We start from the raw sequence: 21207 nt of genomic DNA, 5'->3' as shown, positions 1-21207 counted from the left end.
GTGATCCCCCGCACTGATAACCGATCCCGGGGCAATTTTTTTGAAAAAAAACCACAAAAAAATTCCCACGAAAGAATGAAATCCTTTTCTTTCAACGCATTAAAAATCTGGCGATAGCGCCATCGACCGAGAGGATGTCATTTTGCAACAGAATCCATGTTTGAATTTCAAGGATCAGGGCCAAGGCGCTCCGGTCGTACTGATCCACGGCCTGTTCGGCAGTCTGGACAACCTGGGCCTGCTGGCGCGCCCCTTGAGTGAACAGTTTCGCGTCATCAGTGTCGATCTCCGCAACCACGGCTCCTCCTTCCATTCAGACGAGATGACCTACCCCCAGCAGGCCGCCGACGTGCTCGCCCTGCTGGACCATCTGGATCTGGCGCAGGTGGCCATCGTGGGCCACTCCATGGGCGGCAAGGTCGCCATGCAGGTCGCCAAGCAGGCGCCGACGCGCGTCAATCGGCTGGTGGTGGCCGATATAGCCCCGGTCGCCTATCCCCATGCTCGCCACAAAAACGTGTTTGCCGGTCTGAACGCCACCCTGACCAGTCCACCCCAGAGCCGCAGCGAGGCCGAGGCCGTGCTGGCCCGACACATCGAGATCTCCGGGGTGCGCCAGTTCCTGCTCAAATCCTTTGCCAAGAAGGATGCTGGCTGGGGATGGCGTTTCAACGTGCCAGCGCTCGAGCACAACTACGCCAACATCATGGGCTGGCCGGACAGTGAGACCCGCTTCGAGGGGCCGACCCTGTTTATCAAGGGGGGGGAGTCTGACTATGTGCTGCCCGAATACACGGACACGGTGACTGCCCAATTCCCGGCCGCCAAGGCCCGGGGCATCGCCGGCACCGGCCATTGGCTGCACGCCGAAAAACCGGTTTTGTTCAATAAATTGGTTGTGGATTTCCTGTCCACAGGCGGTTAACAGTTTCAAATCCTTTGTGATATAGTGCGCCCGTCATAAGGAGTGTGCGCAATCCATGCTGAGTGAACATATCGATCTCATCGAGAGTCTGGGCCTGAAGCTGTTCTTCGTGGCCATCTTCCTGCTGATTGGTCTGGCCATTCAAGACGTGCTCAAACGCGGCAACGTGCCCCGTTTCGGGCGTCTCATCGTCTGGCTGGTTCTGTTTCTGGGTTGCGCGGGTTTTGTCGCCAAGGGGCTGATCGAAATGGGCTGGGAAGGCTCAGGGATCGGCTAACTACTTTTCATCTGTGATGTATGGCCAAACAGCAAACTGATCGAACAACACTGGATCTGTTCGCCAATGAGAAGCGCCCCGGCAGGCCGAAGACCAATCCACTCCCCCGTGAGACCCAGCTCAAGATCAACAAGCGCAACCAGCTCAAGCGCGATCGGGAGAACGGTCTGAAACGGGTTGAGTTAAAGGTGGAGGCCGAATTGCTGGAGCGCCTGAACCAACTTGCGCTGCAACAGAACGTCAGCCGAGCCGAGCTGATCCAATCTATCCTGAAGCAACAGATTGAGTCTGCTTTTGCAGCAGGCATCGCAATCTGAACCGTTAAGCATCAACACCAAATACGGGTAACTAAACACTATGGCTAGTGTAGGTCTGTTTTTCGGCAGCGATACCGGTAATACCGAAGCTGTCGCCAAGATGATCCAGAAAGAACTGGGCAAACAACTGATTGAAGTCCGTGACATTGCCAAGAGCAGCAAGGCCGACATCGACAGCTTCGATCTGCTGATGTTCGGTATCCCGACTTGGTACTACGGCGAGGCCCAGGCCGACTGGGATGACTTCTTCCCCGAGCTGGAAGAGATCGACTTCACCAACAAGCTCGTAGCCATCTTCGGCTGCGGCGATCAGGAAGACTACGCCGAGTACTTCCTCGACGCCATGGGCACCCTGCGTGACATCGTCGAAGCCAAGGGCGCCATCGTCATCGGCAACTGGCCGACCGCGAGCTACGAATTTGAAGCCTCCAAGGCCCTGGTGGACGACAAGCACTTCGTCGGCCTCGGCATCGACGAGGATCGCCAGCCCGAGCTGACCGCCGAGCGCGTCAAGGGCTGGTGCAAGCAGTTGCACGACGAGCTGAATCTGGGCGAACTGGCCTGATCCATCTCCTCCCACAACAAGGGCCCCATCGGGGCCCTTGTTGCTTGTGTGCCATTCCTCACGAGTCCTGGCTGACCGTCCTGTACTCCGGCTTGGATCTGACATAGAGGACGCGTTGAACCTGGGCCACCAGCTCGCCCCTCCTGTCCTGAACCTGTACCTCGAACTCGGGGAAGTGTTTGTCGCCCCCCTCGGTCGCCGCCACGATGGAAGCCAGTTTGGCATCGGTCAGGTTGAACTCGGCCACCAGCATCCCCTTGCCCGGCTTGATATAGTTGATGCTGCCCGCCTTATCCCAGACGTAGTAACGGTTCTTGAAATGCCCCATCAGCATCAGCGGGTAGATGGGGTCCGTCATGGCAAACATGCTGCCACCAAACTGGGTCCGGTTCGCGTTCTTGTTCCACCAACGGGATTTGAGGGTGACACGACAGAAACGAAAGTCATCGCTGAGGATCTCTATCTTGATCCCCGCGCCCCAGAAGGGGGGCCAGGCGTTGAGGGCGCGACGCACCCAGGCTGCGTTGCCAAAAAGCCAATCCATGGATCTCATCCGACCAGATAATGAAGAAAGTTACATCTTATCAACATTTCCTTCATGAGCAAGCCCGGCCCTCACCGGGCAAGATTTATCCATGATGGGAAAAGGATGGCTAAAGCCCTTGATTCACTGGGTTTATTTTTCCCCTCGCTACGACCTATAATGACAGGCCAAGCGAGTTCGTGGTTGCCATTCCAGCGGCAGTCAATCAGAATAACCACACCTTCGAGAATGCGAATAAATAGAACATGCCTGACAACAACCAAGCATTGAAAAAGGCCGGGCTCAAGATCACCTTGCCCCGCGTCAAAATCCTGGAAATCCTGCAACAGCCGGACTGCCAGCACACCAGTGCGGAAGATCTGTACAAGCGACTGATCGATCAGGGTGAAGAGATCGGTCTCGCCACCGTCTATCGCGTCCTCAACCAGTTTGATGATGCCGGCATCGTCACCCGCCACCACTTCGAAGGGGGCAAGTCGGTGTTCGAGCTGGCAACCCAGGAGCACCACGACCACCTGGTCTGCCTCGATTGCGGCAAGGTGATCGAGTTCTCCGACGAGGTCATCGAGCAGCGTCAACGGGACATCGCCAAGGCCCACAACATCCGGCTGACCAACCACAGCCTCTATCTGTACGGCCACTGCGCCTCCGGTGAGTGCAAGCACGAGGAGTGATCCTCTCGCCACCACCCATAAAAAAAGCCAGCTTAGCGCTGGCTTTTTTGCATCCATCATCCAGTCAAAAAGGGCAAGGTCTCCCCTGCCCTTTGACGATCAGCCTTCGGCCTTGCCCCAGACGTCCCGCAGCGCCACAGTGCGGTTGAACACCAGGTGCTCCGGGCTGGAGAGCTTGTTGTCGGCGCAGAAGTAACCTTCACGCTCGAACTGGTAGGCAAACTCCGGCTTGGCCTCTTTCAGGGAAGCCTCGACACGGGCCCCCTCGATGACGACCAGAGAGTCCGGGTTCAGGGCCGCTTCGAAGTCATCCTCGGCACCCGGGTTCGGGACCTTGAACAGACGATCGTAGAGGCGGATCTCTGCCGGCAGAGAGTGCGTGGCGCTAACCCAGTGGATCACCCCCTTCACCTTGCGGCCATCGGCCGGATCCTTGCCGAGCGTCTCGGGGTCATAGGAGCAGTAGACGCAGGTCACCTTGCCATCCGCGTCCTTCTCGACCCGCTCAGCCTTGACCACGTAGGCGTTGCGCAGGCGAACTTCCTTGCCCAGCACCAGACGCTTGAACTGCTTGTTGGCCTCTTCCTTGAAGTCCGCTTCATCGATGAAGATCTCGCGGCTGAAGGTCAGTTCACGCGTGCCCATCTCAGCATTGCTCGGGTGAGCCGGTGCAATGAGCACCTCATCGGCGGGCAGATTCTCGATCACCACTTTCAACGGGTGCAGCACGGCCATGGCGCGCGGGGCGTTCTCGTTGAGATCCTCACGGATGCAGGCTTCCAGCATGCCCATCTCGACGATGTTGTCCTGCTTGGTCACGCCGATGCGCTTGCAGAACTCGCGGATGGAGGCCGGAGTGTAGCCACGGCGACGCAGGCCGGAGACGGTCAGCATGCGCGGATCGTCCCAACCGCTCACGTGCCCCTCGGTCACCAGCAGGTTCAGCTTGCGCTTGGACATGACGGTGTATTCGAGGTTCAGACGAGAGAACTCGTACTGACGGGGGTGGCAGTCGATGCTGATGTTGTCCAGCACCCAGTCATACAGACGGCGGTTGTCCTGGAACTCCAGGGTGCACAGGGAGTGGGTGATCCCCTCCAGGGCGTCCGAGATGCAGTGAGTGAAGTCATACATCGGGTAGATGCACCACTTGTCACCGGTCTGGTGGTGGTGAGCAAACTTGATACGGTAGATGACGGGATCGCGCATCACGATGAAAGGGGATGCCATGTCGATCTTGGCGCGCAGGCAGGCGCTGCCCTCGGCCATCTCGCCGTTCTTCATCTTGGCAAACAGGGCCAGGTTCTCTTCGACACTGCGGTCGCGGAACGGGCTGTTCTTGCCCGGGCTGGTCAGGGTGCCACGGTATTCGCGCATCTGCTCGGCCGTGAGCTCGTCCACATAGGCCAGCCCCTTCTCGATGAGCTCGACGGCATAGCCGTGCAGCTTGTCGAAATAGTCGGAGGAGTAGCAGATCTCGCCATTCCACTGGAAGCCGAGCCATTGCACGTCCTGCTTGATGGACTCCACGAACTCGATGTCTTCCTTCGCCGGGTTGGTGTCATCGAAGCGCAGATTGCACTGGCCCTGATAGTCGCGGGCGATGCCGAAGTTCAGGCAGATGGACTTGGCGTGGCCGATGTGAAGATAACCGTTCGGCTCGGGCGGAAAACGGGTATGCACGCTCTTGTGCTTACCGCTGGCCAGATCTTCATCAATGATCTGACGAATAAAGTTGGTTGGGCTGCTCGCCTCGCTCATGGCTCACCTCAAAAATGCGTCACTGGCGGAAGTTGTGCCGGCTGGCACCCTCATCCCCCCGCCGTCAAGCCGGATATGATCCCTCATAACGCGCCCTGTCTCAACCTGAATTTGGCCATTCCTGGGTATTGGCGCGTTAAAACCGAAGGAGAGGTGAGTCATGGCAGGCACAGGTGAAAAAAAGCCCCGCACGAGGCGGGGTCACAAGTGATGAAAAACAGACAATACACACACAACAAAGGCTCACACGCACAGTCAACCTTTCCCAAGCCCGATGGCCACCGCCCTTGGGAAAGGCGGGTCTTGCGACCCACCTTGCGTTATGGATTAAAGGCTATCAGTTCAGCTCGGTGACGCGGCTGGTGCGCTTGCCATCGAAGCTGGTGGTACGCAGGTAGACCTTGCCTGTCACGCTCGGCTTGGCCGCGGCGTCATAGGCGCTCCAGCTCTTGCCATCCAGGCTGTACTGGATGGGCAGACCCGGCAGATCCACGTTCGCTTCCAGCACGCCGTTGACAACCTTGGCACCCGGTACGGAGAGGCGGTATTCCACCCCGGCCTGATCCAGTTTCGGCAGCTGACGCTGGCCCAGCAGGTTCGCGAACTGGTTCCACTCTTTGTTCAGGGTCGCCTTGTTGACGAACTTGGTGGCACCGGAGAACTCACGGCCCTTCACGTAGTCCAGCTCGAAGCCGCCCTTGTGCCAGGCACGCTCGGCCACGGAGAAGATGCGCGGGTAGACCATGTACTCGTACTGGGCATCGGTACGCACCGTCTCGCTCCACAGCTGACCGGAGATCCCCTTGAACTTGATCGGCTCCTGATCACCCTTGGCGACGAAGGCGTTGCCATCGCGGTCCACCGAGGTCTCGGCGTTCTGCGGCAGGTTTTCCGGCGCGAAGGCGAACACCTTGCGGGTATCGTTGAAGCGGGTGGCCCAGTAGTAGCCACGCTCGGCCGGGTGTACCTCGTTCGGGAAGTCGAAGTAGAGGTAATCCGGGTTGGAGAGCACCACGTCATAGCCGTTGTGCGCCCACTTCATCGCCTCGTTGAAGCCACCCCAGTAGAGGGTTTCCCAGAAGTTGACCCGGGTCTTCTCGGTGGCGAAGACGCTGGCATCCTTGGCGTACTTAAGGCCATCTTCCCACGCCTGCAGGGTGGAGAAGCCGTGGCCCTTGACCATCTCGCTCACTTCCTTGGCGAAGTAGACAGGCAGCTCGGCCACGTCCTTGATCTTGCCGTCATCGATCATCTTCTGGCACAGGGGGGACTTGCCGAACGGCTTGTCCTGCTTGCTCCAGTCGGTGTTGCCCTTCCAGGCCACCAGCTCTTCTTTCTTGGTGGTGTTGGGATCCTGATAGCCACCGCCCAGCATGATGTTCTTCGCCTCGTCACCACCGTAGTGCCAGGCAGTCAGCGGCTGACCGGCGTCCTGGTGCATCTTGGCCACTTCATCCATCACCTTGGCCACGAAGGTGGCGGCACCCGGCTGGCAGGGGTTGATGAAGGACATCTTGTCGTAGAACTGGACCGAGGTGATGTTGGAGGTATCGGCCGGATCGGTCAGGCGATACTGGTTCGCCTCGACTTCCTTGCCCTCCGCCATCAGACGCTTGTAGCGGGCTTCCATGGAGACCACGGCGGCACGGGCGTGGGCCGGCATGTTGATCTCGGGGATCACGGTCACGCCGCGCGCCTTGGCATAGCGTACCAAGTTGATGTAATCGGCCTTGCTGTAGAAGCCGGTGCCCTGGTTGTCGCTGCCGGGGCCTGAGCCCAGCTGCGGCAGGATGCACTGGGTCTCGGTGAGATCGTGGCAACGCTCGCCACCGACGTCGGTCAGCTCCGGCAGCCCCGGGATCTCGATGCGCCAGCCTTCATCGTTGGTCAAGCCCAAGTGCAGGGTGTTGAGCTTGGTGGCGGACATCTGGTCGATCAGCTTCTTCAGGGTTGCCGGGTCGCGGAAGTGGCGAGCCACGTCGGTCTGCATGCCACGGTATTCGAAGCGCGGTGCATCCTCGACCACCATCTGGCTGACCTTCTTGTCATCCACCCCGAGCAGGGAGATGAGGGACTGCGCCCCCCAGAAGGCCCCCTGGACATCGTGCCCCTGGATCACTGCGCCCTTCTGGCCAATGGTCATGTCATACCCTTCGGCCTGCTTGTTCTTGCTGCCGAGCTTGACGGTCACTGGATAGCCGGTGTCGGAGAGGGTAACACCCAGCTTGGTCAGTTGAGCCTTGATGACGTCGGCGCGGTCGGACGGCAAGTCCAGCGCATTGAGCTTGATGGTGGACAGATCGACCTGAGGGCCGGCCTTGACCACCTGCTTGTGCGGGGTCGGCAGGATGCGATCATCGATCTTGCTGGCGGGCAGCAGGGTGCTGGTCTGGTTCGCGGCGAAACGGGTCTCGCTGTTCATCAGGATGTTGTTGTCATCCTTGGTGCGCTTCCAGCCATCCGCCGGCATCGGTTTTTCGTAGGTGGTGGCGTCGTTGATGTTGCTCATGCTGGCGATCACCTTGGGCTCGGCGCCCTCGGCAGTCACGTACCAGCTCGGCATGATGTCGGTTTCGAACAGTACCCAGTACTCCACCACCATGGGCACTTCGACCGTCGCATCCTTGGCAAAGCCCTGGAACTTGTCGGTCGGCGAGAGGCGATAGAGGTCACCGGTCAGGTGGGTGATGGTGAACTGATCGTTGTCGACACGCTGAATGCGGCGGATGGAGGAGACATAGATGCTCCAGTCCTTGGAGGTGACGTCGGCACCCGTGTTGGTCAGGTGCAGCTTGGCCACCCCGCAGCTCGCCCACTCGGAGCCGAGCGCCTGGCAATCCAGACCGGCGCCGGCACCATCGTTGGTCACCACTTCGTACTTGACGACGAGGTTATTGGCGATGGAATCGATCACGGCTTGCTTGGCGGTATCGGCTGCCTGTACCTGGGCGGTAAAAACGGTAGACATGGCAATGGCTAACAGAGAATGTTTCAAGTTCATAACTGCTGCTCTCTTTTGAAGTAAAGGTTGGATTTTCTTGGCTTTTTTTATGTGGGGCCCCTGGGTGGGGCCCTTATTTATGTCAACAATGGACTTAGTCTTGAGGTGAGCTCGTGCTCGATTAACGCAGGGCTTTCATCTCACCGGCGATGATTTCGGCCAAGGGGCCCAGAATCACCTGCAGGTTCTGCTCACCGAGCTTGACCACACCGGCCGCGCCCAGGGCTTTGAGCTTGCGCTCATCGACGATGCTGCGATCTTTCAGGGTCAGACGCAGACGAGTGATGCAGGCATCGATGGTGACCAGGTTGTCTTGACCACCCAGCACTTCCAGATACTGCTTGGCCAGCTCGGTGCGGTCAGTGGTCTGAGCCTGTACCGGTACGGCTTCGTCGTCTTCACGACCCGGGGTCTTCAGGTTGAACTTGACGATCACGGCGCGGAAGATGACGTAGTACAGACCGAAGAACACCAGGCCTTGTACCAGCAGCATGTACCACTGGGTCGCCAGCGGGTTGCGGCTGGAGAGCACCATATCCACCAGACCGGCGCTGAAGCCGAAGCCAGCGATCCAGTGCATGCTGGAGGCGATGAACACGGAGACACCGGTCAGCAGCGCGTGGATGACGTACAGCACCGGCGCCACGAACATGAAGGAGAACTCGAGCGGCTCGGTCACACCGGTGAAGAAGGCGGCAAAGGCGGCTGCGATCATGATGGACGCAACTTTCTCTTTGTTCTCTTTCTTGGCGGAGTGATAGATGGCCAGGGCGGCGCCCGGCAGACCGAACATCATGATGGGGAAGAAGCCAGCCTGGTACATACCAGTCACACCAACCACCGCTTTACCCGCATCGATGGAGCTCTGACCACCCAGGAAGTTCGGGATGTCGTTGATGCCGGCCACGTCGAACCAGAACACGGAGTTCAGGGCGTGGTGCAGACCCACGGGGATCAGCAGACGGTTGAAGAAGGCGTAGATACCGGCACCGGTGGAGCCCATGCTGACGATGGATTCACCGAAGGAGACCAGGCCACCGTAGATGACCGGCCAGACGGCCATCAGGATGAAGGAGACCACGATCATGACCACGGAGGTCACAATCGGCACCAGACGACGGCCAGAGAAGAAGGCCAGCGCCTTGTGCAGCTCGACGCTGCTGAAACGGTTATACAGCTCGGCGGCGATGACACCACAGAGGATACCGACGAACTGGTTGCTGATCTTGGCAAAGGCAGCCGGAACCTGATCGGCCGGGATACCCTTGATCTGGGCAACGGCGCCCGGGCTCAGCAGAGTGGTTACTACCAGGAAACCGACCAGACCGGCCAGTGCGGCGGAACCGTCTTTATCTTTGGACATGCCGTAGGCAACACCGACGGCAAACAGGATGGGCATGCTATCGATGATGGCGGCGCCGGCTTTGATCAGGAAGGCTGCCAGTGGACTGCCACCGCCCCAACCGTTCGGGTCAATCCAATAGCCAATCCCCATCAGGATCGCTGCGGCAGGCAATACCGCCACCGGCACCATCAGGGCACGGCCGATCTTTTGTAAATAACCGAGAATGTTCACGGTTCCTCTCCTTAGTTGATGTTTTTCTAGAAATTAAGTGCTTATCACGTTCGACGCATAAGCCATCAAGGCTTGATTGGCAGTCTATGGGTTTTATTTCGCTGCGCAAATTAATAAACCAGCATTCGTGATCATTATCACTCAACAGAGATAAAAGTAGTCGATTGATGTGGCTTAGTCCGCAATCTTTATTTACGCTATAAAACAACTTAAAAATGTTTAGTCCTTGCCGTCGATAGACTGCCGCAACCCGTACAGAGGTATAGAAATGCGCCTGATCCCGTTGAAGTCAGCCAGCCAAGTGGGTCTCTGGTCTGCCCGTTATATCGTTGACCGCATCAATGCGTTCAAGCCCACCAGCGACCGCCCCTTTGTACTGGGTCTGCCCACCGGCGGTACCCCGCTGGCAACCTACAAGCGTCTGATCGAGCTGTACCAGGCCGGTGAAGTGAGCTTCGAGCACGTGGTCACCTTCAACATGGACGAATACGTGGGCCTGCCGAAGGAGCATCCCGAGAGCTACCACAGCTTCATGCACAACAACTTCTTCAACCACGTGAACATCCGTCCGGAAAACATCAACATCCTCAACGGCAATGCGCCGGATCTGGTGGCCGAGTGCCAGCGTTACGAGGACAAGATCAAATCCTACGGCAAGATCAACCTGTTCATGGGCGGCGTCGGCAACGACGGTCACATCGCCTTCAACGAGCCGGCCTCCTCCCTGGCTTCCCGTACCCGGGTCAAGACCCTGACCGAAGATACCCGCATCGCCAACTCCCGCTTCTTTGGCGGCGACATGGATCAGGTACCCAAGCTGGCGCTGACCGTGGGCGTGGGCACCCTGATGGATGCCGAAGAGATCCTGATCCTGGTGATCGGTCACGCCAAGGCCCAAGCCCTGCAGGCCACGGTCGAGGGCAGCGTCAACCACATGTGGACCATCTCCACCCTGCAGCTGCATCCGAAAGGCATCGTCGTGTGTGACGAGCCCTCCACCATGGAGCTGAAGGTCAAGACAGTGCGCTACTTCCAACAACTGGAAGTCGACAACATCAAGCACCTGTAAGGAGTCCCCATGTACGCACTGACTAATTGCACCCTCTACACCGGCAGCTGTGTGCTGACCGGTCATGGCGTCCTCATCGATGGCGACAGCATCGTCGCCATCCTGCGCCAGGACGAGTTGCCTGCCGGTGTCAAACAGCATGATCTGCAGGGTGCCAACCTCAGCGCCGGCTTCATCGACGTCCAGCTCAACGGCTGCGGCGGCGTCATGTTCAACGGTCACATCACCACCGAGACCCTGGCCATCATGCAAGCGGCCAACCTCAAGTCCGGTACCACCAGCTTCCTGCCGACCCTGATCACCAGTCCGGACGCGGACATGAAGCAGGCGGTGGCGGTGACCCGCGACTACATGGCCGCCCACCCGAACGAGGTGCTCGGCGTCCATCTGGAAGGGCCTTACACCAACCTCAAGCGCAAGGGGATCCACCCGGCCGAGCAGATCCGCCAGCCTGCCGACGAGATGATCGACTTCTTCTGCGCCAACAGCGATGCCATTGCCAAGATCACCCTGGCACCGGAGCGCAACAAGCCGGAACACATCCGTCGCCTGGTTGAGGCCGGCATCCTGGTCTCGGCCGGCCACACTGCCGCCAACTACGAGCAGGCCATGGCCGGGTTCGACAACGGTATCCAGTTCGCCACCCACCTCTACAACGCCATGACCCCCACCGTGAACGGGCGCGAGCCCGGCGTGGTCGGTGCCATCTATGATCGCAAGGATGTCTATGCCGGCATCATCGTCGATGGCCACCATGTGCACTGGGCCAACGTGCGCCTGGCGCACAAGATACTGGGGGAGAAGCTGGTGCTGGTCACCGACGCGACCGCCGCGGCCAGTGCACCGGAAGGCTTTGAGAAATTTGATTTTTGTGGGGCAACCGTCTATTTCCGCGATGGTCAGTGCATCGACGAGAATGGTACACTCGGCGGTTCTGCCCTCACCATGATCGAAGGGGTGGAAAATCTGGTCAAACAGGTCGGTTTACCGCTCGATGAAGCACTGAGAATGGCCACCCTTTACCCCGCTCGCGCCATTGGATGGGACTCACGTCTCGGTAGTATCCAGGTCGGAAAAATTGCCAACCTCACCGTCTTTGATCAGGCCTTCGCGGTCTGCGGGACCGTGGTTAACGGACACTACACACAACAGTGACACTATGACTGGCGGACAAATAGCAAACGTAGATCTTATCAAGCAGGTGAACAGTGCGGTCGTCTATCGGCTCATTGACCTGCAAGGGCCCATCTCCCGGGTCAAGATTGCCGAATTGAGTCAGCTGGCCCCGGCCAGCGTGACCAAGATAACCCGGCAATTGATCGAGCATGGGCTGATCAGGGAGACCTCACCGCAAGCCTCCACCGGCGGGCGGCGCGCCATCTCCCTGACCACCATCAAGCATCGCTTTCAGTTTGTCTCCGCCAAGCTGGGCCGCGGCTATCTGCAGCTGAGCCTCTATGACCTCGACGGCAAGGAGCTCGATCAACACGTCACCCAGGTGACCGAGATCGAGCAACAACCCGTGGTCGACATGCTGCTGCGGGAGATTGGCGCCTTCATCGACGCCAACACGGATCGCAGCCGCAACCTCATCAGTGTCGCCCTCACCATGCCGGGGCTGGTCAACCCGGAATCCGGCATGGTCATCTATACCCCGACCTACCAGATCCGCAATCTGGGTCTGGCCAAGTTGCTGGAACACCACTTCAACCTGCCCTGCTACGTGGGCAACGACACCCGTTCCCTCGCGCTCGCCGAGCACTTCTTCGGCGAATCCCGCGACTGCATGGACTCCATCCTGGTGAGCGTTCACCAGGGGGCGGGCTCGGGCATCATCACCAAGGGCAAGGTGTTCCTCGGTCAGAACCGCAACGTCGGCGAAATCGGTCACATCCAGGTGGAGCCGCTTGGCAAGCGCTGCCACTGCGGCAACTTCGGTTGCCTCGAGACCATCGCCTCCAACGAGGCCATCGTCGACAAAGTCAAGGAGCTCATCAGCCGCGGCCACCTGAGCTCGCTGCAGGAGAAGCACATCACCATTGCCGAGGTGTGCAAGGCTGCCGTGGCGGGGGATGAACTCGCTCGCAGCGTGATCGAGAACGTGGGGGAACATCTGGGCCGGGCCATCGCCATCACGGTCAACCTGTTCAACCCGCAGAAGGTGCTGATCGCCGGTGAAATCACCGCCGCGGAAGAGATCCTGATCCCGGCCATCCGTCGCTGCGTCGAGCATCAATCCCTGCCGAGCTTCCACCGTGGTCTGCCCATCGTGAAGGCGCGCTTCCAGAACCAGCCCACCATAGGTGGCTTCGCCCTGGTCAAGCGCTCCCTGCTGGAGGGTGATCTCTTGCAGATCATCATGGAGCAGAAGTAGCTTCCCCTACCCTATAAAAGAATAAAGGCAGCCTCGGCTGCCTTTATTGCATTTAACCTCGTCAATCATCTGCCAATATCAAATTCAATGGCCAAAGCTGCTGAACAGGCCGCATTTCATCGCTTCCCCGTGATCTCCCGGCCCGAAGGCGGCCCTTCCCGGCAACTGATGCCGCCACTGTCACCGCGACCCGAACCCGCAACAGGCACACCCGGCGCGCCAGCCAGAAGGCCGCCCGCGCCCGGCGGTGACCCTTGCCCATAAAAAATGGCAGCCTCTTGGCTGCCATTATGGTGCATGTCGCCTGCTCAGGCATCACGCCCGGCAAGGTTTGAACATGTCCAGCGCCCCGTCATATACCTTGGTCTGCACATCCATGATGCCGAGCATGGAGTGGAACAGGTTGTCGTGGGAGAAGCGCCTGGTGGCGGCCTCCTGGCGCAGGCAATCCTGGTTCAGCTGGCGATCCTGCTGCAACTGGGGGGAGAACCAGGTCAGCAGGGGCACCCGGGTCTGATCATCCGGCGCAAACTTGTAGGGGGTGCCGTGCAGATAGAGGCCCAGGGCACCGAGGGATTCCCCGTGATCCGACAGATAGACCAGGCCCACGTTGTAGCGGCTCTCCAGGGTCTTGAGTTTGGCGATGAGCTGAGCCAGCACCTTGTCGGTGTAACGGATGGTGTTGTCATAGGTATTCACCAGCTCCTCGTTGCTGCAGTTCTCGATGTCGCTGCGCGGACAGTCCGGCAGGAAGAAGCGATCCTCGGCCGGATAGCGGCGATAGTAGGTCGGGCCATGGCTGCCCATCAGGTGGAAGGCCACCACCTTGTTGCCTTCCTTCATGTCGGCGATCTGCTTGTCCAGCCCCTGCAGCAGCACGGCATCGTAGCAGGAGCCACCCTGGCAGAAATCGGGGTACTGCTTGGGTTCGATCTCTATGGTGGGCACGTTCTTGCACACGCCCTTGCAGCCGCCGTCGTTCTCCTTCCACAACACGGAGACCCCGGCGTGTTGCAGCACGTCCAGCAAGCCGTCCCGGGACTTGGCCAGCGTCTCGTCATAGCTGCGCCGGGTCAGGTTGGAGAACATGCAGGGCACGGAGACCGCGGTGGCGGTGCCGCAGGAGCGCACATCCTTGAAGGAGACGACCTCGGACTCCTTCGCGGTGAAGCCGTTGGTCTCTTTCTCGTAGCCATTGAGGGAGTAGTTCTTGCTGCGCGCCGTCTCCCCCACCACCAGGAACATCAGGGTCGGCTTGTCGCGCTTGCCCGCTATCTTGGCATCCGTCCCTATCTGCTCGTACGGGATGGGCGTCGCGAAGACGATGTCACGGAAGTAGCGATAGACCCCGCGCACATAGTTGGAGGGCACTATCTCCTTGACGATGGTGTGATTGTTGCGGCCCACCGAGGCGTAATCCTGGTAGTAGAGCGCCGCGACCCCACCAAGAAACAGCAGCGAGAGGGCGATGCTGCCAAGGCGCATGCCAAGCCCCTTGTACCAGGGGCTGGGGTAGTCAATCTTGATCGCCAGCAGGCAGAGCACCGGCAGCACGCCGGTCAGCAGGAACCAGAGCGCCACCGAGCCGTTGAGGTAGGAGGTCGCCTCCCCCCTGTTGGTCTCGATGATGTTCTGCACCATGCCCACATCGAAGATGACGCCGTATTTCAGCATGGCGTAGCTGGCGATGGAGCCGGTCAGGATCATCAGGGTGAAGAAGGGCTTGAGCACATATTTGAAGGTAAACGGCAAAAAGACCGCATTGAGAGCCGCCATCAGCACGAAGGGGATGGAGAGCGCGAAGCCCGCCTTGACGTGCTCCAGTGCGGTGAGGATCCGATAAAAGTGCAGGAAGATGGGCCAGTTGAACACCAGTGCAAACAGCAGCACCAGCAACAGGTTGACCTTCATCACGCCGAGGGTGAAACGCATAACGATACTCCGACAAGCCAGTAAATCTGAAGCCCTTCAAGGGGCGTTGGGCACGCCTGTCACCTGTCTCTCATCCCGAGCAGACAAGGGTGACGGGCATAGCAGCCCGGATACTGGACAAGCCTAGGGAGGCAAACTTAAGCGGAAATTAAGGCGGTAGAAGATTGAGTCCTGATTACATTTTCAAGACAAAAAAAACGGCAGCCGATGGCTGCCGTTTTAATAAGGATACGGGATCAGAGGGTCGCCGCGACCTCGTCGGAGATGGAACCGTTGTGGTACACCTCCTGCACATCGTCCAGATCTTCGAGCATGTCGATGAGACGCATCAGCTTGGGGGCGGTCTCCGCGTCCAGTTCCGCCTCGGTGGAGGGGATCATGGTTACTTCCGCGCTCTCGGGCTTGAAGCCGGCGGCTTCCAGGCCGTCCAGCACGGTGCCGAAGTCGTTCGGGCTGGTGTAGACCTCGATGGAACCATCTTCTTCGGTGACCACGTCATCGGCCCCCGCTTCCAGGGCGGCATCCATCAGGGCATCTTCATCGACGCCCATGAAGGTCAGCAGACCCTTCTTGCTGAACAAGTAGGCAACAGAGCCATCAGTGCCCAGGTTGCCGCCGCACTTGCTGAAGGCGTGACGCACTTCGGCCACGGTGCGGTTGCGGTTGTCGGTCAGGCACTCCACCATGACGGCGGAGCCCGCCGGGCCGTAGCCTTCGTAGACGATGGTTTCGAGCTGTTCACCGTCACCGCCACCGGCCCCACGGGCGATGGCGCGGTTGATAGTGTCACGGGTCATGTTGCCGGTCAGGGCGGCGGCCACGGCCGCGCGCAGACGCGGGTTGTTGGCGGGATCCGCATCACCCAGACGGGCGGCCGTGGTGATTTCACGGATCAGCTTGGTGAAGATCTTGCCGCGCTTGGCGTCTTGCGCCGCCTTGCGGTGTTTGATGTTGGCCCACTTGCTGTGACCTGCCATAAAAACTCTCCGTTATACTTATAAATCAATCAGATACATGGAAATAATCGGGCCGCAAGTGCGGCCCGAACAAGTTATTCAGCCCCTTCGGCCTTGGCATCTGCCTTGGCGACGGTGGCAATGGCCAGCTCGGTCAGCTGAGCCTGGTTGGCGAAGCTCGGGGCATCGGTCATCAGGCAGGCTGCCGCCGTGGTTTTCGGGAAGGCGATGACGTCACGGATGTTGTCGGTGCCGGTCAGCAGCATACTCAGGCGGTCCAGGCCGAAGGCCAGGCCGGCATGGGGCGGGGTGCCGTATTTCAGGGCATCCAGCAGGAAGCCGAACTTCAGGCGCTGCTCGTCCGGGGCGATCCCCAGGATGTCGAACACGGTGGACTGCATCTCGCTGTTGTGGATACGAACGGAGCCGCCACCCACTTCGTAGCCATTGATCACCATGTCGTAGGCGTTGGCATAGGCACTGACCGGATTGGCCTTCAGCTCGGCCGGGCTCAGCTTGCTCGGTGCGGTGAAGGGGTGGTGCATGGCTGCCAGACCGCCTTCGCCATCTTCCTCGAACATGGGGAAGTCGATGACCCAGAGCGGTTTCCAGACGTTCTCCACCAGGCCCAGATCGCGACCCACCTTCAGGCGCAGGGCACCCATGGCGTCACAGACCACCTTCTTGCTGTCGGCGCCGAAGAAGATGATGTCGCCATTGGCGGCACCGGTACGGGCCAGGATTTCGCGCACGATGGCGTCGGAGAGGAACTTGGCCACCGGGGACTGCACGCCTTCGAGGCCGTTCGCGGCGTCATTGACCTTCATCCAGGCCAGGCCCTTGGCACCATAGATGCCGACGAACTTGGTGTACTCGTCGATCTGCTTGCGAGAAAGCTCGGCGCCGCCCGGCACCTTCAGGGCCGCCACACGGCCTTTCGGATCCTTGGCAGGACCGGCGAACACGGCAAACTCCACCTCGGCCAGCAGATCGGCCACGTCCACCAGCTCCATGGGCAGGCGAAGATCCGGCTTGTCGGAGCCGAAGCGGCGCATGGCCTCGTCGAAGGTCATCACCGGGAAGTTGCCGAGATCCACGGCCAGCACGTGTTGCCACAGCTGGCGGATCATCTCTTCCATCAACTCGCGCACTTGCGGCGCGGTCATGAAGGAGGTCTCCACGTCGATCTGGGTGAATTCAGGCTGGCGGTCGGCGCGCAGGTCTTCGTCGCGGAAGCACTTGACGATCTGGTAGTAGCGATCGAAGCCGGACATCATCAGCAACTGCTTGAACAGCTGCGGAGACTGGGGCAGCGCGTAGAACTTGCCCTTGTGGACGCGGCTCGGCACCAGGTAGTCGCGCGCCCCTTCCGGGGTCGCCTTGGTCAGCATGGGGGTCTCGATGTCGAGGAAGCCCTGCTCGTCCATGAAGCGACGCACGAAGGCGCTGGCCCTGGCGCGGGTCTTCAGGTATTTGGCCATCTCGGGACGGCGCAGATCCAGGTAGCGGTACTTGAGGCTCACCTCTTCGCTGTTGACCTGGTTGAAGTCGATGGGCAGGGGTTCGGAGCGGTTGATGATGGTCAACTCGTGGGCGAACACCTCGATGGCACCGGTGGCCATGTCCTTGTTGCGCTGGGACTCGGGACGAGTGCGCACCACGCCGGTCACCTGGATGCAGAATTCACCGCGCAGTTCAGAGGCCAGGGCGAAGGCATCCGGCTTGTCCGGATCGAAGAACACTTGCACGATCCCTTCCCGGTCACGCATGTCGATAAAGATCAGACCACCGAGATCACGACGACGATGGACCCAACCGCACAATGTAATGGTCTGCCCTGCATGGGCCTCATTGACCTGTCCGCAATAGATAGAGCGCATGGACTTCTTCCTTCGAAATAGTAGAGAGACGGTTTGGGTCGCCGGGCACGACTGGCAAGCACCGTCTGTCTCATAGCTGGCCAGATTCGGATTCTTACCCGGTTTGAAATCAGTCTCATATCATCCGGCTCCCCCGAGCCGGATCAGTACTGCCGAGCATATGCGAGCACACCCCCCGTAGGGGTCTGCGATGGCATCGGCAGCGTCGTGCCTGCTCAATTCGTGGGCGCCATCATGCTCCCCCTGGGGACATGTGCGCATGAGTCACAACGAATTGGCAAACAAAAGGGCTGGCATTATAGAGGAAAACCCCCATTTGGGTAAAATAGCCCGCAGCCACCTTTGCCCTGTTTTTTCTTGTCCTGGCGCAAAAACAGGGACGAAATGAGACAAACCTGCAGACAGGATCCCTTATGAGCCTCTATCTGGGCCTGCCCCAATGGTCCCATCCGGCCTGGCCCGGCCAACTGCTGGGCCTGCATGCCAGGCCCGCCGAGCACCTTGCCGACTACGCCCGGGTGTTCAATACCGTGGAAGGCAACACCACCTTCTACGCCCTGCCGACACCTGACACGGTGCGGCGCTGGGCCGATGCGGTGCCCGCGCACTTTCGTTTCGGTTTCAAGTTTCCGCAGACCATCAGCCACCAGAGCGATCTGGTGAGTGTGGACAAGGAGGTGACGAGCTTTATTCGCCTGCTGGAACCCCTGCACCCCAAGCTCGGGCTGCTCAAGCTGCAACTGCCCGCCCGCTTCGGCCCTGCCGGCCTGGCACGCCTCGCGGAATTCTTCCGCCGTCTGCCGCAAGACTTCACCTATGCCCTCGAGGTGCGCCACCCGGATTTTTTCGCCAAGGGTGAGGCAGAGCGCGCCCTGAACCGGCTATTGATGGAGCAGGGCATCAACCGCATCATGCTCGATTCCCGGCCGCTCTTCTCGGTGTCCGCCACTATCGCAGCAAAGAGTGCAGCCATGGTGGATGCCCAGGGCAAGAAGCCGAGACTCCCTGTGCACCTGCTCGCCACCGCCCAGGCGCCCGTGGTGCGCCTGATAGGCCTGCCGGATCCGGCGGCCAATCACCCTTTCCTGCCACCCTGGCTGCCCCGCTGGCAACAGTGGCTGGCAGAGGGCAAGGATCTCTACCTCTTCATCCATACCGCCGACAATGCCGAGGCACCGGTACTGGCTCGCCAGATCAGCCAGTTGCTCGGTCAGGAGATGGCGCCCTGGCCGGGGGAAAACGATCGCGCCCGCCAGGGGGAACTCCACTTCTAATGCATCCCTTCATTCCCCACCCACAGGGGTAAAAAAAGCCGATTTTTTGTGGCGCCAAGGGGTGCGCCGTCAAGACAAACGCCAGTCAATCCACTACACTAGCGCCCCATACAACAGGGCCAGCCCTCCGTTTCTTGCAACAGTGTGCAACAATCGGTCTGGTCTCACGAAGGGCCAGGATGATGGCCCGTTGCGAACGGAAGCGGCGCCAGGGATCCCAAGGCCGCTACCCCGTCCGTCAACCGGTGATGACGCCGGAGCGTCGCGCCAACACCCCATTGAATAACACAGCCGGGTTCTGTCCCGACTGTCAGGTTGCGCCAACATGCACGATCAGATTTTTGCCGCCCCCATCGCCCGCCTGGGGGATTTTTGTTTTGACGAGCAGGTCGTCGATGTCTTCCCCGACATGATCCAGCGCTCGGTACCGGGCTACAGCAACATCATCTCCGCCATCGGCATGATGGCAGCCCGCTACGCCCAGCCAGACAGCCGCCTCTACGATCTCGGCTGCTCCCTCGGGGCCGCCACCCAGGCCATGCGCCGCAACCTGACCCAGTCCGGTTGCACCATCACCGCCGTCGATCTCTCCCACCCCATGATAGAGCGGGCCCGCGCCCACCTCTCCGGTTTCAAATCCGAGGTGCCGGTGACGCTCATCGAGGCGGATATCTGCGACATCGCCATCGAGAATGCCTCCGTGGTGGTGCTCAACTTTACCCTGCAGTTCGTCGACCCCGAGAAACGGGCCGCGCTTATCCAGCGCATTCATGACGGTCTGCGTCCCGGCGGCATCCTGATCCTGAGCGAGAAATTCCGCTTCGAGGATGCCCAGGTCAATGCGTTGCTCATCGACCTGCATCTCGACTTCAAGCGAGCCAACGGCTACAGCGAGCTGGAGATAAGCCAGAAGCGCACCGCCCTCGAAAACGTGATGCGCACCGATACCCTGGCCATTCATCAGGCCCGCCTGCACGAGGCCGGTTTCGCCCATCAGGATCTCTGGTTCCAGTGCTTCAACTTCGGTTCCATGATTGCCATCAAAGCCAGCGACGCCAACTAAGCCATGATCGACTTTGCCAATTTTTATCAACTCATTGCCAAGAACCGGCTGAGCCACTGGCTGCACACCCTGCCCGCCCAGTTGCACGCCTGGCAGCACGACAACCTGCACGGGGATCTGCCGCGCTGGAATCGTGCCCTCAACAAGTTGCCCGCCATCGCCCCCGGCCACATCGAACTGCGTGACAGGGTCGAGATCGGGGATGAGCACAGCCTGAGCGAGGGGGAGCGCAAGAAGACCGAGAGCCTGCTGCGCCAATTCATGCCCTGGCGCAAGGGGCCCTTCCATGTCCACGGCATCCACATCGATACCGAATGGCGATCCGACTGGAAATGGCAGCGGGTACTGCCACATATCAGCCCGTTGGCAGGGCGTTATGTGCTTGACGTGGGCTGTGGCAGTGGTTATCACCTGTGGCGCATGGTCGGCGAAGGCGCCAGACTCGCGGTCGGCATCGATCCCAGCCCCCTGTTCCTGTGCCAGTTCGAGGCCATCCGCCACTTCACGGGGGGGGATCAGCGCGCCCACCTGCTGCCGCTCGGCATCCAGGAGCTGCCGGAGCTGCGGGCGTTCGACACCGTCTTCTCCATGGGCGTGCTCTATCACCGCAAGTCCCCCATCGAGCACATCGAGCAGCTGCGCAACCAGTTGAAGGATGATGGTGAGCTGGTGCTGGAGACCCTGGTGATCGACGGCGGCGTCAATGACGTCCTGGTGCCGACCGATCGCTACGGCAAGATGCGCAATGTCTGGTTCATCCCCTCGAGCGCGGCCCTCAAACTCTGGGTCGAGCGCTGTGGATTCAAGGATGTGCGGATCGTGGACGAGAATATGACCAGCACCGACGAACAGCGTCGTACCGACTGGATGATCAATGAATCCCTGAGCGACTACCTGGATCCCGCCGATCCTGCGCTCACGGTAGAAGGATATCCGGCACCCAAACGTGCCGTACTGATTGCCAGAAAGGCCAAAGACTAGCCGATGGCGCCTGTGGAAGTTACACTGACCCAATTCCA

General features: G+C 59.8%; 18 protein-coding genes. 11 read left to right on the top strand and 7 right to left on the bottom strand.

The features are described from left to right. The first annotated feature begins 160 nt into the window (after positions 1–160). Genes ABNP46_RS06510 through fldA form a run of 4 tightly spaced genes read left to right on the top strand, consistent with a single transcriptional unit; the run spans position 161 to position 2084 of the window. Positions 161–925 (top strand): alpha/beta fold hydrolase, encoded by a 765-nt coding sequence (locus ABNP46_RS06510; RefSeq protein WP_349922407.1) that lies wholly within the window; start codon positions 161–163, stop codon positions 923–925. Positions 926–980: 55 nt separating this feature from the next. Next, the gene (locus ABNP46_RS06505; protein WP_100860450.1) at positions 981–1202 is read left to right on the top strand and encodes a DUF2788 domain-containing protein; all 222 of its coding nucleotides are present in this window, start codon (positions 981–983) and stop codon (positions 1200–1202) included. Positions 1203–1222: 20 nt separating this feature from the next. Beyond that, positions 1223–1519, top strand: a complete 297-nt coding sequence (gene ybfE, locus ABNP46_RS06500) for a LexA regulated protein (protein ID WP_005309699.1) — start codon at positions 1223–1225, stop codon at positions 1517–1519. Between the two features lie 40 nt (positions 1520–1559). Continuing rightward, positions 1560–2084, top strand: a complete 525-nt coding sequence (fldA, locus tag ABNP46_RS06495) for a flavodoxin FldA (RefSeq protein WP_349921596.1) — start codon at positions 1560–1562, stop codon at positions 2082–2084. 58 nt (positions 2085–2142) lie between these two features. Here fldA and ABNP46_RS06490 read toward each other — a convergent pair whose 3' ends face one another. After that, positions 2143–2628: a DUF4442 domain-containing protein gene (locus tag ABNP46_RS06490; protein WP_349921595.1), complete on the bottom strand. Its 486-nt coding sequence runs from the start codon at positions 2626–2628 to the stop codon at positions 2143–2145. A 245-nt stretch (positions 2629–2873) separates the two neighbouring features. Between ABNP46_RS06490 and fur the strand changes: the two genes are divergently transcribed. Beyond that, complete coding sequence (gene fur / locus ABNP46_RS06485) at positions 2874–3302, top strand: ferric iron uptake transcriptional regulator (RefSeq protein WP_349921594.1); 429 nt, start codon at positions 2874–2876, stop codon at positions 3300–3302. A 99-nt stretch (positions 3303–3401) separates the two neighbouring features. Here fur and glnS read toward each other — a convergent pair whose 3' ends face one another. The 3 genes from glnS to nagE all read right to left on the bottom strand — a co-directional run bounded on the left by glnS (position 3402) and on the right by nagE (position 9640). Continuing rightward, positions 3402–5063, bottom strand: a complete 1662-nt coding sequence (glnS, locus tag ABNP46_RS06480; protein WP_349921593.1) for a glutamine--tRNA ligase — start codon at positions 5061–5063, stop codon at positions 3402–3404. 337 nt (positions 5064–5400) lie between these two features. Beyond that, positions 5401–8064 (bottom strand): beta-N-acetylhexosaminidase, encoded by a 2664-nt coding sequence (locus ABNP46_RS06475; protein ID WP_349921592.1) that lies wholly within the window; start codon positions 8062–8064, stop codon positions 5401–5403. A 121-nt stretch (positions 8065–8185) separates the two neighbouring features. After that, complete coding sequence (nagE, locus tag ABNP46_RS06470; RefSeq protein WP_349921591.1) at positions 8186–9640, bottom strand: N-acetylglucosamine-specific PTS transporter subunit IIBC; 1455 nt, start codon at positions 9638–9640, stop codon at positions 8186–8188. A gap of 268 nt (positions 9641–9908) precedes the next feature. Between nagE and nagB the strand changes: the two genes are divergently transcribed. From nagB to nagC, 3 genes are read left to right on the top strand one after another with little or no spacing between them, the layout of a single operon-like run. Then, positions 9909–10709 carry a glucosamine-6-phosphate deaminase gene (gene nagB, locus ABNP46_RS06465; RefSeq protein WP_349921590.1) on the top strand — a complete coding sequence of 267 codons (801 nt, stop codon included), beginning with the start codon at positions 9909–9911 and terminating at the stop codon, positions 10707–10709. A 9-nt stretch (positions 10710–10718) separates the two neighbouring features. Then, complete coding sequence (nagA, locus tag ABNP46_RS06460) at positions 10719–11864, top strand: N-acetylglucosamine-6-phosphate deacetylase (RefSeq protein ID WP_349921589.1); 1146 nt, start codon at positions 10719–10721, stop codon at positions 11862–11864. A gap of 4 nt (positions 11865–11868) precedes the next feature. Then, positions 11869–13083: a DNA-binding transcriptional regulator NagC gene (gene nagC / locus ABNP46_RS06455; RefSeq protein WP_349921588.1), complete on the top strand. Its 1215-nt coding sequence runs from the start codon at positions 11869–11871 to the stop codon at positions 13081–13083. Between the two features lie 315 nt (positions 13084–13398). Here the strand turns inward: nagC and ABNP46_RS06450 are convergent, their stop codons facing one another. The 3 genes from ABNP46_RS06450 to aspS form a co-directional block, all read right to left on the bottom strand. Then, positions 13399–15015 carry a phosphoethanolamine transferase gene (locus ABNP46_RS06450; RefSeq protein ID WP_349921587.1) on the bottom strand — a complete coding sequence of 539 codons (1617 nt, stop codon included), beginning with the start codon at positions 15013–15015 and terminating at the stop codon, positions 13399–13401. A 236-nt stretch (positions 15016–15251) separates the two neighbouring features. Further along, positions 15252–15992, bottom strand: a complete 741-nt coding sequence (locus ABNP46_RS06445; protein WP_349921586.1) for a YebC/PmpR family DNA-binding transcriptional regulator — start codon at positions 15990–15992, stop codon at positions 15252–15254. Positions 15993–16066: 74 nt separating this feature from the next. Then, the gene (aspS, locus tag ABNP46_RS06440) at positions 16067–17851 is read right to left on the bottom strand and encodes an aspartate--tRNA ligase (protein WP_349921585.1); all 1785 of its coding nucleotides are present in this window, start codon (positions 17849–17851) and stop codon (positions 16067–16069) included. 413 nt (positions 17852–18264) lie between these two features. On the opposite strand from aspS, the gene ABNP46_RS06435 reads away from it, so the two are divergent. The 3 genes from ABNP46_RS06435 to cmoB all read left to right on the top strand — a co-directional run bounded on the left by ABNP46_RS06435 (position 18265) and on the right by cmoB (position 21169). After that, positions 18265–19125 (top strand): DUF72 domain-containing protein, encoded by an 861-nt coding sequence (locus ABNP46_RS06435; RefSeq protein WP_349921584.1) that lies wholly within the window; start codon positions 18265–18267, stop codon positions 19123–19125. 325 nt (positions 19126–19450) lie between these two features. Continuing rightward, positions 19451–20188, top strand: a complete 738-nt coding sequence (gene cmoA / locus ABNP46_RS06430) for a carboxy-S-adenosyl-L-methionine synthase CmoA (protein WP_349921583.1) — start codon at positions 19451–19453, stop codon at positions 20186–20188. Between the two features lie 3 nt (positions 20189–20191). Continuing rightward, positions 20192–21169 (top strand): tRNA 5-methoxyuridine(34)/uridine 5-oxyacetic acid(34) synthase CmoB, encoded by a 978-nt coding sequence (gene cmoB / locus ABNP46_RS06425; RefSeq protein WP_349921582.1) that lies wholly within the window; start codon positions 20192–20194, stop codon positions 21167–21169. Positions 21170–21207 lie beyond the last annotated feature (38 nt).

It is taken from the genome of Aeromonas veronii (assembly GCF_040215105.1).
In the GTDB taxonomy this organism is placed as follows: domain Bacteria; phylum Pseudomonadota; class Gammaproteobacteria; order Enterobacterales; family Aeromonadaceae; genus Aeromonas; species Aeromonas veronii_G.
This window is presented reverse-complemented; position numbering and strand designations above follow the sequence as displayed.

Bases quoted from the DNA above. Each gene is read 5' to 3' on its own strand.
- ybfE (WP_005309699.1), top strand. From the start codon at position 1,223: ATGGCCAAACAGCAAACTGATCGAACAACACTGGATCTGTTCGCCAAT.
- cmoA (WP_349921583.1), top strand. From the start codon at position 19,451: ATGCACGATCAGATTTTTGCCGCCCCCATCGCCCGCCTGGGGGATTTT.
- ABNP46_RS06450 (WP_349921587.1), bottom strand. From the start codon at position 15,015: ATGCGTTTCACCCTCGGCGTGATGAAGGTCAACCTGTTGCTGGTGCTG.
- nagA (WP_349921589.1), top strand. From the start codon at position 10,719: ATGTACGCACTGACTAATTGCACCCTCTACACCGGCAGCTGTGTGCTG.
- cmoB (WP_349921582.1), top strand. From the start codon at position 20,192: ATGATCGACTTTGCCAATTTTTATCAACTCATTGCCAAGAACCGGCTG.
- ABNP46_RS06445 (WP_349921586.1), bottom strand. From the start codon at position 15,992: ATGGCAGGTCACAGCAAGTGGGCCAACATCAAACACCGCAAGGCGGCG.
- nagC (WP_349921588.1), top strand. From the start codon at position 11,869: ATGACTGGCGGACAAATAGCAAACGTAGATCTTATCAAGCAGGTGAAC.
- aspS (WP_349921585.1), bottom strand. From the start codon at position 17,851: ATGCGCTCTATCTATTGCGGACAGGTCAATGAGGCCCATGCAGGGCAG.
- ABNP46_RS06435 (WP_349921584.1), top strand. From the start codon at position 18,265: ATGAGCCTCTATCTGGGCCTGCCCCAATGGTCCCATCCGGCCTGGCCC.
- fldA (WP_349921596.1), top strand. From the start codon at position 1,560: ATGGCTAGTGTAGGTCTGTTTTTCGGCAGCGATACCGGTAATACCGAA.
- fur (WP_349921594.1), top strand. From the start codon at position 2,874: ATGCCTGACAACAACCAAGCATTGAAAAAGGCCGGGCTCAAGATCACC.
- ABNP46_RS06490 (WP_349921595.1), bottom strand. From the start codon at position 2,628: ATGGATTGGCTTTTTGGCAACGCAGCCTGGGTGCGTCGCGCCCTCAAC.
- nagB (WP_349921590.1), top strand. From the start codon at position 9,909: ATGCGCCTGATCCCGTTGAAGTCAGCCAGCCAAGTGGGTCTCTGGTCT.
- glnS (WP_349921593.1), bottom strand. From the start codon at position 5,063: ATGAGCGAGGCGAGCAGCCCAACCAACTTTATTCGTCAGATCATTGAT.
- ABNP46_RS06505 (WP_100860450.1), top strand. From the start codon at position 981: ATGCTGAGTGAACATATCGATCTCATCGAGAGTCTGGGCCTGAAGCTG.
- ABNP46_RS06475 (WP_349921592.1), bottom strand. From the start codon at position 8,064: ATGAACTTGAAACATTCTCTGTTAGCCATTGCCATGTCTACCGTTTTT.